The sequence below is a fragment of the Taibaiella helva genome (genome assembly GCF_003545695.1).
GTDB classification, from domain to species: domain Bacteria; phylum Bacteroidota; class Bacteroidia; order Chitinophagales; family Chitinophagaceae; genus Taibaiella; species Taibaiella helva.
The window spans coordinates 341,735-357,155 of the sequence record NZ_QUZZ01000001.1 but is presented as its reverse complement, the minus strand read 5'-3'; the positions used below and the strand labels follow the sequence as shown (position 1 = coordinate 357,155).

Below are 15,421 nucleotides of genomic sequence, written 5' to 3'. Positions count from 1 at the left end.
CGCTACGTTTTTATTAATCTCATTAAAGCCCGTTAACAATCCGCTTGATTCCGTTTTTTAACAGTGCTTCATTGAAGTTTATTAAAAGACCTAATTTCAATCTGGTAAGCTTCAGATAGGTTCCCACAACCTTGCTATGGGCCTCTTCCAACTTAGCAATACTCTTCAATTCTATCAGGACAGCCTGCTCTACAATTACATCCGCTCTAAAACCGATACCCATCTTTACCTGATCATGAATGACCTCGATAGGTTGCTGCCTCGTAAACTCTACCCCTCTTTTGGACAATTCATAGCAAAGGATCTCTTCATAAAGACTTTCCAAAAGTCCCGGCCCATATTGCCGGTGTATTTCAAAACATCTATCTAATACTTCTGTTGCGATCTCATTCTCAAATATGGCCATAACTGTTTTTAGATTGGGGTTAGGGTGCATCCCATATTCCATCTAATGGTGTTATTGGCTTTCTTATTTCCTTGTGTCGCTGCGCCGCTGCGAGCAACAAACTCTATCCCGCTACTACCTCGCGTGGATCCGCATAGTGTGCTAAGCCGTAGTTCCGGGTTTGTGCTTCTTCGGGATGCAGCACATGCCATTCGAATTCGTCCCTGAAGTGCCTGATGGCGGCGGCTACCGGCCAGGCGGCAGCGTCGCCCAGCGGGCAAATGGTATTGCCTTCGATGCGGCGCTGTATATCCCAGAGCAGGTCGATATCTTCCATCCTTCCTTTTCCGTATTCGATGCTCTTCAATATTTTGTACATCCAGCCGGTACCTTCGCGGCAGGGTGAGCATTGTCCGCAGCTCTCATGGTTGTAGAAGCGGGCGAGGCTCATCGTGTGGCGCACCACGCACTGGTCTTCGTCAAGCACGATAAAGCCACCGGAGCCGAGCATGGAACCTGTGGCAAAGCCGCCTTCGGCAAGGCTTTCATAGTTCATCTGGCGGGTATTGCCTTTGGCATCTTTCAGCAGCAGGTTGGCCGGCAATATGGGTACGGAAGAACCGCCGGGAATGCAGGCTTTCAGCCGCTTGCCGTTGGGGATACCGCCGCAGTACTCATCGCTGAAAATAAATTCTTCAACAGTGAGGTCGAAAGGTATCTCGTACACGCCGGGCTTGTTGAGGTTGCCGCAGGCCGACATCAGCTTAGTGCCGGTAGAACGGCCGACACCGAGCTTACCGTATTCTTCGCCGCCCATATTGATGATAGGTACTACAGCGGCCAGGGTCTCGACATTGTTCACCACGGTCGGACGCATCCACAGCCCTTGTACGGCCGGGAAGGGCGGCTTGATACGCGGATTGCCTCGCTTGCCTTCCAGCGATTCGATCAACGCGGTTTCTTCTCCGCAGATATAAGCGCCGCCGCCGCGCTGCACATAGATCTCGCAGTCGAAGCCGCTGTTCTGGATATTTTTGCCCAGCCAGCCATTATTCTTCGCTTCGGCTATGGCCTGTTCCAGGATATCGGGTATCCAGGCATATTCGCCGCGGATGTAGATATAGGTGGCATTGGAGCCCAGCGCGAAAGAGGAAACGATCAGTCCCTCGATCAGCAGGTGGGGCAGGAACTCCATCAGGTAGCGATCTTTGAAGGTGCCTGGCTCCGATTCATCGGCATTGCACACCAAGTGGCGGGGCACGCCTTCGGGCTTGGCCAGGAAGCTCCACTTCATGCCGGTAGGGAAACCGGCGCCGCCACGGCCACGCAGGCCGCTCTTCTTCACTTCTTCCACGATCTCGTCCGGCGTCATCTTCAGGGCTTTCTCCACACTGCGGTAGCCGCCGTGCTTGCGATAAGCTTCATAATACCGGATGCCTTCGATATGGGCATTCTCTAGTAATAATTTCATACCTCTTTATTTCAGGCAATCGCATTACCGATTGCATCCTATTTTTATTGATCAGAAGCTTCCTTGGCTTCTTCCTTTATTGCTTCCTTATGCTTTGCCGGCCCAGCAATTGCCAGTTGCCATCCGTCAGCAGCCATACTTCGAGCACTTGCAGTGTTACATCAAATGCTGTGTTCTGCAAGGAACCTTTTGCTTTTATCACTCGCCGCACTGTAGCCACCTGTCCGACAAATTGCATTTCCGGGCTACCGGTCTCTGTAATGTTGCTGTATTTCAAATAACTGCTTTGCAAATGCTGTAGCAGTTCCGCCTTGCTTTCCACCAGGCCGTTGGAATGCCCCACGCTGACCTGGTCGTGCAACAGCTGCAGTAACGCAGCAGCATCCTTTTGCAACATCGCTTCATCCAGTTGCCGGCAGGTCTTCTCCAAGACTGCACTTAGCTTTGCCTTATCCGCGCCCGGCGACGTTGCCGGTACATCCTTCCTGATCCGCTCTGCCAAAGCCTGGGTTTCTTCCAGCGTAAAACCGCCCATTATTGTTAACCGGCCGCCGGATATCTCTTCCTGTACCACGGGTGCGGCCAGCAGCTTACCATTGCCGATCACCGCCATCTTCTTTCCGATGTTCTCCCGGGTGGCCTGCGCAAACTTCTCCTTCCCTTTCTCCGTCAATGTGATTTCAATGACCGGCCTGTTGGCTTGATCAACGTCCGCCTTTATTTCGCTGAAATCCGCCGCGGTACACACCGCTTGTGGGTCTGCATAAAACGTATCCTGGGAAACGGGATCAATATATTTAAAAGAACTTAGTCCGGCACTCTTATACAATCCGGTGGGCAGCTTTTCCTGCGCCCGGCCGGTTATGCCGACGAATATAAACACACAAAGCAGTCCTATCTTTCCGGCGACCACTCTCATTACTGCTCTTTGGGCCGGTCAAAATTGAACATCCAGCTGATCCCGAACTTGTCGGTAAGCATGCCGAACTTGGCGCCCCAGAACGTATCCTGCAAAGCCATAGTAATATGCGCGCCATCGCTCATGGCCGCAAAAACACGATCGATATCTTCTTCATGCTTGAAATTGAGCGACAGCTGGGTATTGGTACCGGCCGTCACCTTGTCTGCTCCTTCTCCGGGTATGTCGCTGGCCATCAACGTCAGGCTTCCGGCCTGGAAGGTAGCGTGCATGATCTTATCTTTCCAATCGGGCGAACCTGCCATAGGGCTGTCGCCATAAGGTTGCTGGAAAACAATCTCACCATCGAAAGCTTTGGCATAGAAAGCCAGCGCTTCGGTAGCGTTACCATTGAAATTGAGATAAGGCGTAATCGGTTCCATATAATTCATTCAAAAAATTAAAAAAGGCAAAGTATAATGGCATTCTTCTTTAGCAAAATACCGTTTTCTTTTTCTTCCCTATCCTACCCGTCGCTTCCATCTTTTCGATGTAGGGTACAACATCCGGCACCTTGCACGCAGTACCGCCCATATCCACACTCACTGTCCCTATAGCCTTCCCGGTTTTCTTTGCCTCTTCCACTAAAGATTGTATATAGCTGCCTGCTGCAATTACAAATCCGTTCATGGTATACTTCGAGCGCTCGCCCTGGTTGTGAATTGTTTTGGCAATTCTCGCCAGGAGTTTCTTTATTTCAGGAAGATCAAGCTCTTCATCTTTTTTATAAGCCAGCAGGTTTGCATAAGTGCTCCACCCTGTCGACTGCAGCACATCATTGTCCGAATCGATCCATTCCATCGCCAGCTCATGGCCATAGGAGCTTTCTGTTGCCGCCCAGGCTACGGTGTATTCGCTCAGCATATGCCAGTTGGCCTTTTGAGCCCATTCCTGCAATTGCTTTCTGGTCATTTGCTTCGGGTCGCAGATGAGGCCGGCAAAGTACATCGCATCTGCATTGCCCGTCTTATACAATTCCAACGCCAGCTCCTGGTCACGCTTTATTTTCTTCTGAATGACCTTCATGTCACCGATCTTCACGCCGAATATTTCCCCTTTGGCGCCATGATTGCGCCAGGTTTTGCGGGTTTGTTCGGTGCCCAGCTGCTGCAGTTGCGACATTACTTCATCCACGGTCATAGCACTCAGTTTTTCGCGTTGGCTTTAAGCTCTTCCAACAGAGTATCCACTTTTTCTACAGTCAGATTTTCCCTGAAATGCTTGCCCAGCTGCATCATCGGGGCATAGCCACAGGCGCCCAGGCACTCCGCAGGCTTTAGGGTAAACAGGCCGTCGGCCGAGGTTTCTCCCTCTTTGATCGACAGCTTAGTTTTGATATGATCGATGATCTGGTCGCTGCCGCGTAGCATACAGGGACCCGTACGGCATACCTCCAGCACATATTTGCCCACCGGCTTCATGTTGAACATGGTGTAGAAGGTAGCTACCTCGTAGACTTCGATCGGCAAAATGTGCAGCAGGCTTGCGACATAATCCATTACCGGCACATCCAGCCATCCGCCAAATTCTTCCTGCGCCAAATGCAGCAAAGGGATCAACGCGCTTTTCTGCTTCCCTTCGGGATAACGGGCGATGATCTCTTTAACTTTATCAAGTTTTTCCTGTGAAAACTGAATGCTCATTTGCTATTTCTTTTTCTTAGAATTTTTTCAAGCATTTCTGCGTCTGCAAGATCTTTAAGTCTTCCGCTTGATTTCTTATTTCTGATCAGTTCATTGATATGGATACAATAAACCTCAAAGTCATCTTCCGTATATAATCTACTGTTACTATAAACTTCTTCAAAGGTAACTCCCGACAAAGAAGTTAGAATATCAATTCTAAAAGGAGGACGTCCCATCATAATCACATTGTCTTCCTTCAGAAAATCGCTTTTATCAAAACCAATTGTCGACCCCCAAAAAGCTTTGATCACCGCCAACATCCGCTCTGCATTTTCCTCTGTTCTTCAACAAGAAAGTCAATATCCCCTGTGGTTCTGCTGTAGCCTTCAAAAATCACAGCCCATCCTCCAACAAGTGCGTAACGGACCTGGTGCTTATTCAGCAAGTTGATAAACTCGGTAAAGTTCTCATTCAATATCATCCTGCCTGTCGGTTAACACTGCCTTTTTTACAATATGTGCTACTTGTTCCCTGTTCCTATAGGCTTCACTCCAAATGCTTCTTCTCAATTCCTCTGCCACCGCAACACTCTCTTTCCAGTTGATCGAGGCATAATATGCAATTTCCTGCTCTTCGGCTTCAGCAAAAGAGCCAGTACGCACAATATGTTCCATTTCCCGGGTCTTCATAATACTATTTCTTTAATTATGCATCCAGCTCTCCCGCGATCACATTGAGCGAGCTCAGGGCAATGATCGCATCGCTGAGCAGGCCGCCCGAAACCATCTCGGGGAAGGCCTGGTAATAGATAAAGCAGGGACGGCGGAAGTGCAGGCGGTAAGGGCTGCGGCCACCATCGCTGATGAGGTAATAACCCAGCTCCCCGTTGGCGCCTTCTACCGAATGGTAAACCTCGCCTGCCGGCAGATCGGTTTCGCCCATAATGATCTTAAAGTGATAGATCAGCGCTTCCATGCGGGTATATACCGCCGCTTTTTCGGGCAGGTAAAAATCCGGTGCATCGGCATGGTAAACAGAAGGATCTAATCCTTTCAACTTTTCCAGGGCCTGCTTCACAATGCTGAGGCTCTCCCACATTTCTTTATTACGCACCAGGTAGCGATCATACACATCGCCTGCAGTACCTACAGGTATATTGAAATCAAATTCTTCGTATGAGGAGTAAGGTGCATGTACGCGTACATCGTAATCGACGCCGGCGGCACGCAGGTTAGGACCGGTAAAGCTGTAGTTGAGCGCACGCTCTGCACTGATAGGACCAGCACCGATACAGCGATCCATGAAGATGCGGTTACGATCGAGCAAGGCCTCGAACTCCTTCAGCATTTTGGGGAACCCGTCGACGAAAGCATCGATCTTCTGCCAGGCGATATCGGTAAAGTTGCGCTCGAAGCCGCCGATACGGCCGATGTTGGTGGTGAGGCGGGAGCCGCAGATCTCTTCGTAGATCTCGTAAATCTTCTCGCGCCACTGAAATACGTAAGTAAAGGGAGTGAGGGCGCCGGTATCTACCGCGATCACCGAGTTGCAGACCAGGTGGTCGGCGATACGGGCCAGCTCCATAATGATCACCCTCAGGTACTGCACCCGCTTGGGAATATCCATGCCCACCAGCTTTTCGATGGTCAGGTGCCAGCCGATGTTGTTGATGGGCGCCGAGCAATAGTTGAGGCGATCGGTAAGCGGCGTGATCTGGTAATACGGACGGCGTTCGGCAATCTTTTCAAATGCCCTGTGGATGTATCCGATGGTGGGCACGGTGCTCAGCACGCGCTCGCCGTCGATCTCCATAATATTCTGAAACACGCCGTGGGTAGCCGGATGCGTAGGCCCCACATTGATCGTGGTCGTCTGTTTCTCCAGCGAATCCTCGGCAAGCTTTATATGATGTTCCGTCATTTCTATGCTGCGGTTGACAATTCTTATATTAATTTTTCAAAAAGGCCTAGCCTCTTCCAAACATTTCGTCGTCTTTATCGGTACGGGTAGGATCTTCCATCGGGTATTCCTTACGCATAGGGAAGTAGTCCATTTCATCCACATTCAGGATGCGGGTGAGGTTGGGGTGCCCGATAAAGTTGATGCCGAAGAAATCGTAGGTTTCCCTTTCCATCCAGTTAGCCCCGGAAAATACCGGAGTGGCGCTGTAGACGTCGGGAGCGGCTACCGGTACATAGACCTTTACCCGAATGCGGATGTTCGCTACCAGGTTGTGCAGGTGATATACCACGCACAGCTCTTCGCCGGCCCTGTCAGGGTAATGGATGCCGGTCAGGTCGGTCAGGAACTGGAATTGCATCGCCGGGTCATTGTATAAAAACTGTAAGAGCTCCAGGTTCTTTGCCGCAGGCACCCTGACGCTGAGCAGGCCGTAGGATTCATCCCACTCGCTCAGCTCTGGAAATTTTGCGGAAAGCAGTTCTTTTAATTGTTCGTTGGTCATATCGAAGTATCCTCCGGTATCAGAAAATGAGTTATTGAATGCCGTACTCGCTCAGCAGGCCTTTGTATTGCTCGCTGTGGCGGCGGCGCAGGCTTTCGTGCTTGACGATGTCCTGCAGCTTGAGCACGCCGTCCAGTATTCCTTCGGGACGGGGCGGACAACCGGGTACATATACATCTACGGGAATGACCTGGTCGATACCCTGCAGCACAGGGTAAGAATCGAATATACCGCCGCTGCTGGCACAGGCGCCGATAGCGATCACCCAGCGGGGCTCGGCCATCTGCAGGTATACCTGGCGCAGGATCGGCGCCATCTTTTTAGCGATGGTACCGGCCACCAGCAGCATATCGCACTGGCGGGGCGTAAAACCCATACGCTCCGAACCGAAGCGGGCCAGGTCGTAGTTGGCGCCCATAGTCGCCATAAATTCGATACCGCAACAGGAGGTGGCAAAAGGTAAAGGCCAGAGTGAATTGGCCCTGGCCAGGCCGATCACCTGGTCAAACTTGGTGGCCATAAACCCTTCCCCGCTATAGCCTTCCGGTATATCGGCAAGGATTACTTTACTATTCTCGTTATATTGAACCGGACGTCCCATAATTTTAATTTAAAATTCAAAATGTAAAATTCAAATCCAACAGCACAATCCTTCTCTCTCTTTTTCATTTTGACTTCTTTTTGTCATCCAAAACGTACCATCAAAACAGCTGGTACTTTTTGATTTTTCTATTTTGACTTTATTGTTCATTAGTCTTCCCACTTCAATGCACCCTTCTTGATGATATAGAAGAAGCCGCAGAAGAAGAACGCAACGAACATAAGCACGGCGTAAAAGCCTTCTGTTCCCAAGGCCCTGAAATTGACAGCATAGGGATAGAAGAAGATGACCTCCACATCGAACAGCACGAACAAGATAGCGACCAGGAAGTATTTTACCGCCATGGGCTGCCTGGCATTGCCGATAGAGGGGATACCGCTTTCAAAGTTGATCAGCTTGTCGCTGGTGCGGCGCTTGGGCCCCAAGAGGTGCGAAGCGATCATCATAATCGCAACAAAACCAATGGCGATCAGCAACTGTACCGCCACAGGCATAAAACTGCTTGCGCTTTTAGTCGCTTCAGCTGCCAGGAAAAGTGTACTCATAAATGCAATCGGTTGAAATGAACTGTACCAACATACAAAAGTAGGGCAACTTGCAGGAATTTACAAACTTATGACAATAAAATAACCCTGCAGGAAAGGAGAAAGCCCCAGGTATTTACCCGGGGCTTACATCATAAAAAACTGTTTTATTTATCTAGTTCTTAACAGGCAGCAGGGAGTAGTTTTTCGCATATTCCATCATCTGCTCGTAGAAAGAAGCAGGGTATTCTACCGTTACATCTACAATCTTATCTCCTTCCATCTTCGGCACCAGGCGAGGCTGGATAAATCCTTTGTAAGGTTTCAGGTTCAGCTTATTGTAACGGTCCAGCACTTCTTTATGCAGCTCGGGGTTTACTTTTACACCATAGGTTTCCACCAGCGCTTTACCAGCGTTGAAGTCGCCTTCGGACTTGATGCGCTGGATCTCCTTCAACAGCTCGCCGAAAAGCACGCGCAGCTTCTCATAATCGTTGATCTGCACATAGGTCTTGCCATCCTTCTTAATGAACGCAACGACATTGTCCTTTTTCCCTTTTTCGTATACCCAATAGGCGTTAAGGGCGCGGTTGCGCATATGCGCTTCCTCGATCTTGTCGCCAAGCTTGATGCGGGTCAGCTGGGTCATCAGGCCATTCATCATATAGTTGTCATAACCGGCTTTGCCTACTTCCAGCGAAGGCATTACACCGATCTCTACCAGTTTGGGGTCCATAATATAATACAGGCCTACAAGATCGGCACGGGCTTCTTCCAGGCAGGAAGCGTAGTTCTTCAGCGTCTTGTCGGGCGTACGTACACCAGGATTGATCTGGCCCGAAGCGTGACCGATACACTCGTGCATATCGGTATGCAGATCGCTGGCCAGGTTGCCGAGCTCCTTCATACGTTTCAGCTTAGCCGGATCGGCTACGAATTCGTCCAGCATACCACTGCCGGCGCTGGATTCATTGTAGGCATGCACGATATTGCTGAGCGATACCGATTTGGAGCCATGCTCTTTCCTTAACCAGTCGGAGTTAGGCAGGTTGATGCCGATAGGGGTACTGGGCGCAGCATCGCCCGACTCTACGATCACGGTAATGGCTTTTGCCGAGATACCTTTTACCTGCTTTTTCTTATGCTCCGGCATCAGGGGCGAATTGTCTTCAAACCATTGGGCTTCTTTGGCAATAGCGGCGATCTTCTTGGTCGTTTCCATATCCTTCAGGGATACTACGCTTTCGAAGCTTCCCTTTTTACCGATGGGATCGTTATACACTTCGATAAATCCCAGGCTCGCATCGATACGGCTGGCAGTGTCGGCCACCCAGGCGATGTTGTATTCATCCCATTTATGCAGGTCGCCGGTCTTATAATATTCCACCAGCAAGGAAAGGGCTTTCTTTTGCTGCTCATTCTCCGCTACGCCCACGGCTTTTTCCAGCCAGTAAACCACTTTCTGCAGCGACGCGTCGTACATGCCGCCCACCTTCCATGTCTTTTCTACGATCTGGCCATTTTCTTTCATCAGCTTGCTGTTGAGGCCCCACTCCGGCTCGCGGTCGCTATGCGGGAATTTAGCAGCGTCGCCGTAGAATGCTTCGACCTCTTTCTGGGTTACGCCTTCGTAAAAGTTCACGGAAGAGTTCACCACGTTGTCAATACCCGCCCTGAGGTCGACCATCTTCGGCGCAAATTTCATATCGAAGATCACAGGCTTCATACGGGTAAGAAAGGCATCTACCGTTTCGTCCTGGTCCAGCGGCAGCTTGCTCTGGTCGCTGTTCTTCACCAGTTCAGAGAAGTATTCAAACGAGCACTCCGGAACGAATTTGTCTTTGGAATAGTGATGGTGGTTACCCGTGCTGAACCAAACGCGGCCGGCGTATTCCTGGAACTTCTTCCAGTCTTCACTGCTCTTGTCGCCTTTATAGGTGCCATAAACGGCCTCTATGGTTTTACGCAGGGTAAGCCCATACTTACCTGCCTGGTCGTAATAGATATCCCGGCCAGCCAGCGCTGCCTCGTACAGGTAGTAGGCCAGCGTCTTTTGCTGCAGCGACAGCTCGTTGAAGCCAGGCACCTGGTAGCGCAGCAATTGCAGATCGGCAAAGGCCTCTGCATTTACCTTGAAGTTGGGATCGTAGCCTGCAGCTTCCTTCTTTTGTTCGCTGCCGCCCGCTTCACCGCCTTTATTTTCGCCACAGGCCGAAAACAGGAGTATTCCGGAAAGTAACATCATTCCTAGTTGCGTTTTTTTCATAATATGGCTTGTCAATTTTTCAAAACAGGGCTTAAAAGTAGGAAAAAGCGATAAGACCAGCGGGAGAATTTGTTTTCTTGCCCCTCCCCTTACTCTGGCGTAATAAAAGTTAGCCGCCCTTCGTTAAACCTATTATTTTTGCAGGAAAGACAAAAGCCGCAGGCATTATTAGCATTTTGAAAGAAAGAATTCATACCGTAGACCTCATCAAACGCTACCGGGGCCGTACCGTGGTCAACAAAAGTACCATCGAAGTTTCCCAGGGAGAGATCGTGGGATTGCTGGGCCCCAATGGCGCGGGCAAGACGACATCCTTCTACATGGTGGTGGGCCTGGTGAAGCCCGATGAGGGTGAAGTATTCCTCAACGATGTCAACATTACCAAGCTCCCTATGTACAAGCGGGCACAAATGGGCATCGGCTACCTGCCGCAGGAGGCTTCGGTATTTCGTAAGCTTTCTGTGGAAGACAATATTACCGCGGTATTACAGATGACAAAGCTTACCCGTAAAGAGCAAAAAGACAAGCTGGAAAGCTTGCTTGCCGAGTTCCGGCTGGGCCATGTGCGCAAAAGCCCCGGCGATGTGCTCAGCGGTGGCGAGCGCCGCAGAACCGAGATTGCGCGCGCCCTGGCCGTAAACCCCAAATTCATTTTGCTTGATGAGCCTTTTGCCGGCATCGATCCTATTGCCGTAGAGGATATCCAGGGCATTGTGGCCCGGCTTAAGTATAAAGACATTGGTATCCTCATCACCGATCACAACGTGACCGAGACTTTATCCATCACCGATCGCGCTTACCTTATGTTTGAAGGAAAGCTGCTGAAAGCCGGTACAGCCGAAGAGCTCGCGACCGATGAGCAGGTGAAAACGCTCTACCTGGGCCGCGATTTCGTGCTGAAACGCAAAGACTGGCTACATGAAGAGGCCCTGGAAAAAATCAATGAGACACTACCTTCAGGCCAATCACCGAACCAATCAAAGTAAAAATAAAGAAGATACGCCAGAAGGTTACCGGCTCTTTAAAGAAGAAAATCCCCATCAGCACAGTGCCTACGGCGCCGATACCGGTCCATACGGCATAGCCCGAACCCAGCGGCAGCGCTCCCGGCCCGGAAGTAGCCTTGTAGAGGAGATACATGCTCAAAGTAAGAGAGACGAAAAAACCGGTGAGCCAGAGGGCGAAGGCTGAGCCGTTGCTTTGATTGGCTTTCCCAAGACAGGTGGTAAAGCCTACCTCGAATAATCCCGCGATAATCAGAATGATCCAGTTCATAGCTTTTCTTTTTTGAGCGGGACAAAGGTAGCTTATTCCCCAGGCACCGGAGAATTTGGTATTTTTGAAATTGATAAAATTATATCTGTGCGCACTTACCTGCAATCCATCTGTCTGCTGCTCCTCCTGGCTCCGGCTGCTGCCCCTGCGCAGGAGCTGATCCGTTCCATCCCTTCGGACCATGCACGGCTGATCGCTACCGACGAGCTGGGTAATGTCTATCTGGTTCGCCAGGACAACGGCCTGATCCGTTACAGCCCGGATGGCGACAGCACCGGCAATTTTCGCAGCATACAGAACGGCGACCTTCTATGGGTAGATGCGACCAACCCGCTGAGGATACTGCTTTACTATCCCAATTTTTCCAAGGTAGTGCTGCTCGACAAAATGCTGTCGGTAAAAAATGAGCTGGACCTTAAAAAGCTCAGCATTTTCAACGCGCCAGCCGTAGGTATGTCGGCCGACGGCCGCATTTGGGTGTACGACTTTGTGAATGCCCGCCTCAAAAAGATCGACGACCAGCTGAGCGTGACCAATACCAGCAACGATATGCGCCAGGAGCTGGCCGAGGTTCCCCGCCCTACGGCTTTGCTGGAGCGCGATTCGCGGGTATTCCTCTGCGACTCCTCGAAAGGGATCTATACTTTCGACCGCTTCGCCAGCTACCTCAATATGCTCGAGATAAAGGGTGTGCGGCAGCTGCAGGCCTTTGGCACACAGCTGGTATATAAGGATGCCGACAGCCTGCGGGCCTATGATCTGCGGACCCTGAGCCTGAAAACCATACCCCTGCCGCCACAAGCCGACTTCATCGACGCCCGCATTGAGCGCGGCAGGCTCTACCTCCTGTTTACCGACCGGCTGGAGCTGTACCGGCTGCCGCAGGAGTAGCCGATCGGCCTATTGATTTTTACTGCCGGGCTTTAGGAATAATTTTCTCAACTTTGCGGCTCAATTTTTTTCAGATCATGAACAAACATGCCATCAATATCAATGTACACCTGGACCAGGAAAAGATGCCCGAGCATATCGACTGGAGCGCAACCGGCAGCAACAGCGAAGATCCCCGGCCTGCCAAAGGGGTACTGCTTTCTCTCTGGGACGGACAGGAAAAGACTGCGCTCCGCATTGACTTGTGGACCAAAAAAATGATGGTGGATGAAATGAACGATTTCTTTTTCCAGACGCTGATGACAATGGCGGACACATACACCCGCGCCACACGCAATGCCGAACTGTCGGAAGAGCTAAAAGCTTTTGCCCGCGACTTTAAAGCCAGGGCGGATAAAAAGCTGATAGACGAAGAGCAGCAGTAATTGTGCTGAGATATCATAGTAAAAGAGCCGTTCATTGCTGAACGGCTCTTTTGATGGCAATATATTACCAGGCATCAGGCCAATGCGGCGCTTACCTGGGGAATCTCTTTAGGATACAGCTGCTTCTCCAGCTTTTCCCTTACGGCAGAGAAGGCATCGAGGGTTTCGCGGATATCTTCATCAGTATGCACGGCAGTAGGGATCAGGCGCAGGATCAGGTGGCCTTTGGGGATTACCGGGTACATGACCATAGAACAGAATATGTGGTAGTTTTCGCGCAGGTCGACTACCAACTGCGTTGCATCGGTTACGCCGCTTTCCATATACACAGGGGTTACCGGCGTGTTGGTGGTGCCGATATTAAACCCACGCTCCTTCAGGCCGTTCTGCAGCTTGTTCACATTTTCCCACAGCTTAGCCTTCAGCTCGGGCCGGGTACGGATCAGCTCCATACGCTTGAGCCCGCCGATGACCATAGGCATGGGCAGCGACTTGGCAAAGATCTGGGAACGCATGTTGTAGCGCAGGTAGTAAATAATATCTTTTTTGCCGCCGATAAAGCCGCCGATACCTGCCAGGGATTTGGCAAAGGTGGAGAAATAAAGGTCGATGCCATCGGTGCAATGCTGCTCTTCACCAATACCGGCGCCCGTTTTACCCATAGTACCAAAGCCATGGGCATCGTCGACAAAGAGACGGAACTCGTATTTTTCTTTCAGGGCAACGATCTCGGCAATACGGCCCTGGTTGCCGTTCATACCGAAAACGCCTTCGGTAATCACAAGCACACCTCCTGGTGTGCCTTCGACCAGCCGGGAAGCCCGCTCCAGTTGCTTAGCGCAATCGTCCACGTCGTTGTGGTTAAACTTGAAACGCTTGCCCATATGCATTCTCAGGCCATCGATAATACAGGCATGGCTTTCGGCATCGTACACCACAACATCGTGGCGGGACAGCAGGGAATCGATGGCGGAAGCCATACCCTGGTAGCCATAATTGAGCAGCATCACATCTTCTTTACCGATAAAGCTTGCGAATTCCTGTTCCAGCTGATCGTGGTATTTTGTGTTACCACTCATCATACGCGCGCCCATCGGGTAAGCCATACCCCACTTTGCTGCGGCTTCAGCATCGGCCTTGCGCACTTCCGGGTGGTTGGCCAATCCCAGATAGTTGTTCAGGCTCCATACGATCTTTTCCTTACCCCGGAACATCATCCGGTTGGATATCTCTCCTTCCAGCTTGGGAAAGGCAAAGTATTCGTGCGCTTGTTCCTTGTACTGACCGATAGGTCCGCCGTCCTTCTCAAATTTGGCAAAAATGTCCATATTTAAATATTAGCTTTTTGATATTACGATAAAAGAGAGCCCGGCTTTAACGCCGGACCTGCGCAAAATTAATAAATTATAAACGTTCTCCCTGCCTAACCGCCTAAGACAATATCACAGGCTATCGGTTTAATGTGGCAATGAATTTTCCGGGGAGCATGCAGACCTTTGCCTCCTGGTAATCGTAGCCAACCATACCCGTTTTTCCCTCAGCGATCAATACCTTCTGCCCGCCCCGCCGGGTGCTGAGCCGGTACAGGAAATCGAAGGAGCGGGAGCTTATCTCGTCGGTGAAGAGCTCGACCGACAAAAGATCGCCGTAGTGTCCTTCGCTACGGTAGGCGATCATGACATCGGCCATAATGAGCCCGCAGCCGCCGATCTCCAGCTCGGTATAACCCTCCGAAGCCAGGAATTGCATGCGCGCATCATGCATAATCGACAGCACCACGTCGTTGCCCATGTGGTTGCCATAGTTCATATCGGTGATGCGCAAAGGAATTTGAGCGATGAAAATAGGTTTTTTGACAGGAAAATTTAATTTTACACGTGCCATAAATAGCTGAAGATAAAAACGCAGAAGATGAAGATAATATGTGTGGGGCGAAATTACGCCGAACATGCGAAAGAGCTGAACAATTCCCTCCCCACGGAACCGATCCTGTTTATGAAGCCCAAATCGGCTTTATCCCGTCCGGGATTGCCGGTTCATTATCCTGAGTTTACCGACAGCCTGCATTATGAATGTGAGGTAGTGCTTCGCATTTCCAAAAACGGGAAGCATATTGCACAGAAATACGCCCGCCAATACTTTGATCACTGGACAGTGGGGATTGATTTTACGGCGCGCGACCTGCAGAACAAGCTGAAGGAGCAGGGACTTCCCTGGGAAACGGCCAAGGCTTTCGACGATTCGGCGGTGGTAGGCAAGTTCATACCCGTAAATCCCGAAACACTATACAGCTCGTCCTTTTCCCTTTCGCTCAATCATGAGACCGTACAAAGAGGACATACCTCCGACCTCATCTTCTCTTTTGAAAAGCTGATCAGCTATATTTCGCAATACTTTACCCTTCAGATCGGCGACCTGATCTTCACCGGTACACCCAAAGGCGTAGGCCCTGTGCTGCCTTACGACGTGCTGGAAGGTTACCTCAACCAGGAAAAGATGTTTGAGATCGAGGTCAGGTAAGCTTCAATTCCCTCAG

General features: G+C 50.6%; 20 protein-coding genes. 4 read left to right on the top strand and 16 right to left on the bottom strand.

Translation table 11 applies throughout. The features are described 5' to 3' along the window. Window positions 1–22 precede the first annotated feature (22 nt). The 13 genes from DZC79_RS01545 to DZC79_RS01485 all read right to left on the bottom strand — a co-directional run bounded on the left by DZC79_RS01545 (window position 23) and on the right by DZC79_RS01485 (window position 10,273). Window positions 23–448 carry a GxxExxY protein gene (locus DZC79_RS01545; protein WP_232831731.1) on the bottom strand — a complete coding sequence of 142 codons (426 nt, stop codon included), beginning with the start codon at window positions 446–448 and terminating at the stop codon, window positions 23–25. Between the two features lie 61 nt (window positions 449–509). Beyond that, window positions 510–1,856 (bottom strand): NADH-quinone oxidoreductase subunit NuoF, encoded by a 1,347-nt coding sequence (nuoF, locus tag DZC79_RS01540; RefSeq protein ID WP_118949779.1) that lies wholly within the window; start codon window positions 1,854–1,856, stop codon window positions 510–512. Between the two features lie 76 nt (window positions 1,857–1,932). Beyond that, window positions 1,933–2,775 (bottom strand): SecDF P1 head subdomain-containing protein, encoded by an 843-nt coding sequence (locus DZC79_RS01535; RefSeq protein ID WP_118949778.1) that lies wholly within the window; start codon window positions 2,773–2,775, stop codon window positions 1,933–1,935. Continuing rightward, window positions 2,775–3,197 carry a VOC family protein gene (locus tag DZC79_RS01530; protein WP_118950005.1) on the bottom strand — a complete coding sequence of 141 codons (423 nt, stop codon included), beginning with the start codon at window positions 3,195–3,197 and terminating at the stop codon, window positions 2,775–2,777. The genes DZC79_RS01535 and DZC79_RS01530 overlap by 1 nt, the downstream gene beginning before the upstream one ends. A 49-nt stretch (window positions 3,198–3,246) precedes the next feature. Further along, the gene (locus DZC79_RS01525) at window positions 3,247–3,954 is read right to left on the bottom strand and encodes a DNA alkylation repair protein (protein WP_118949777.1); all 708 of its coding nucleotides are present in this window, start codon (window positions 3,952–3,954) and stop codon (window positions 3,247–3,249) included. 5 nt (window positions 3,955–3,959) lie between these two features. Beyond that, entirely contained in the window at window positions 3,960–4,457 is a 498-nt protein-coding gene (locus DZC79_RS01520) for an NADH-quinone oxidoreductase subunit NuoE family protein (protein ID WP_118949776.1), read from the bottom strand. After that, complete coding sequence (locus tag DZC79_RS01515) at window positions 4,454–4,759, bottom strand: hypothetical protein (protein ID WP_118949775.1); 306 nt, start codon at window positions 4,757–4,759, stop codon at window positions 4,454–4,456. The genes DZC79_RS01520 and DZC79_RS01515 overlap by 4 nt, the downstream gene beginning before the upstream one ends. 147 nt (window positions 4,760–4,906) lie before the next feature. Then, on the bottom strand, window positions 4,907–5,128 hold the full coding sequence (locus tag DZC79_RS01510) for a hypothetical protein (protein WP_157976846.1): 222 nt from the start codon (window positions 5,126–5,128) through the stop codon (window positions 4,907–4,909). A gap of 16 nt (window positions 5,129–5,144) precedes the next feature. After that, window positions 5,145–6,359: an NADH-quinone oxidoreductase subunit D gene (locus tag DZC79_RS01505; RefSeq protein WP_118949773.1), complete on the bottom strand. Its 1,215-nt coding sequence runs from the start codon at window positions 6,357–6,359 to the stop codon at window positions 5,145–5,147. 46 nt (window positions 6,360–6,405) lie between these two features. Next, entirely contained in the window at window positions 6,406–6,903 is a 498-nt protein-coding gene (locus DZC79_RS01500; protein WP_118949772.1) for an NADH-quinone oxidoreductase subunit C, read from the bottom strand. Between the two features lie 31 nt (window positions 6,904–6,934). Further along, the gene (locus DZC79_RS01495; protein WP_118949771.1) at window positions 6,935–7,504 is read right to left on the bottom strand and encodes an NADH-quinone oxidoreductase subunit B; all 570 of its coding nucleotides are present in this window, start codon (window positions 7,502–7,504) and stop codon (window positions 6,935–6,937) included. Window positions 7,505–7,653: 149 nt separating this feature from the next. Next, a complete protein-coding gene (locus DZC79_RS01490) occupies window positions 7,654–8,049 on the bottom strand; it encodes an NADH-quinone oxidoreductase subunit A (protein WP_118949770.1) in 396 nt (131 codons plus the stop codon). A gap of 154 nt (window positions 8,050–8,203) precedes the next feature. After that, window positions 8,204–10,273, bottom strand: a complete 2,070-nt coding sequence (locus DZC79_RS01485; RefSeq protein WP_198666725.1) for a dipeptidyl-peptidase 3 family protein — start codon at window positions 10,271–10,273, stop codon at window positions 8,204–8,206. Between the two features lie 197 nt (window positions 10,274–10,470). Here DZC79_RS01485 and lptB point away from each other — a divergent pair, with 197 nt between their 5' ends. After that, window positions 10,471–11,280, top strand: coding sequence for an LPS export ABC transporter ATP-binding protein (gene lptB / locus DZC79_RS01480; RefSeq protein ID WP_118949768.1), 810 nt, complete (start codon window positions 10,471–10,473; stop codon window positions 11,278–11,280). On the opposite strand, the gene DZC79_RS01475 is transcribed toward lptB, so the two are convergent. Beyond that, the gene (locus tag DZC79_RS01475; protein WP_118949767.1) at window positions 11,234–11,569 is read right to left on the bottom strand and encodes a DMT family transporter; all 336 of its coding nucleotides are present in this window, start codon (window positions 11,567–11,569) and stop codon (window positions 11,234–11,236) included. The genes lptB and DZC79_RS01475 overlap by 47 nt on opposite strands. An 87-nt stretch (window positions 11,570–11,656) precedes the next feature. Here DZC79_RS01475 and DZC79_RS01470 point away from each other — a divergent pair, with 87 nt between their 5' ends. Both DZC79_RS01470 and gldC read left to right on the top strand, forming a co-directional pair. Continuing rightward, window positions 11,657–12,460: a hypothetical protein gene (locus DZC79_RS01470; RefSeq protein WP_157976845.1), complete on the top strand. Its 804-nt coding sequence runs from the start codon at window positions 11,657–11,659 to the stop codon at window positions 12,458–12,460. Window positions 12,461–12,537: 77 nt separating this feature from the next. Continuing rightward, entirely contained in the window at window positions 12,538–12,885 is a 348-nt protein-coding gene (gldC, locus tag DZC79_RS01465; RefSeq protein WP_118950004.1) for a gliding motility protein GldC, read from the top strand. Window positions 12,886–12,959: 74 nt separating this feature from the next. Here the strand turns inward: gldC and DZC79_RS01460 are convergent, their stop codons facing one another. Both DZC79_RS01460 and DZC79_RS01455 read right to left on the bottom strand, forming a co-directional pair. Beyond that, window positions 12,960–14,213 carry an aminotransferase class I/II-fold pyridoxal phosphate-dependent enzyme gene (locus tag DZC79_RS01460; RefSeq protein WP_118949765.1) on the bottom strand — a complete coding sequence of 418 codons (1,254 nt, stop codon included), beginning with the start codon at window positions 14,211–14,213 and terminating at the stop codon, window positions 12,960–12,962. 121 nt (window positions 14,214–14,334) lie between these two features. Next, window positions 14,335–14,709, bottom strand: coding sequence for an acyl-CoA thioesterase (locus DZC79_RS01455; RefSeq protein ID WP_198666724.1), 375 nt, complete (start codon window positions 14,707–14,709; stop codon window positions 14,335–14,337). Window positions 14,710–14,796: 87 nt separating this feature from the next. On the opposite strand from DZC79_RS01455, the gene DZC79_RS01450 reads away from it, so the two are divergent. Then, window positions 14,797–15,405: a fumarylacetoacetate hydrolase family protein gene (locus DZC79_RS01450; RefSeq protein ID WP_118949763.1), complete on the top strand. Its 609-nt coding sequence runs from the start codon at window positions 14,797–14,799 to the stop codon at window positions 15,403–15,405. The last annotated feature ends 16 nt before the right edge of the window (window positions 15,406–15,421 follow it).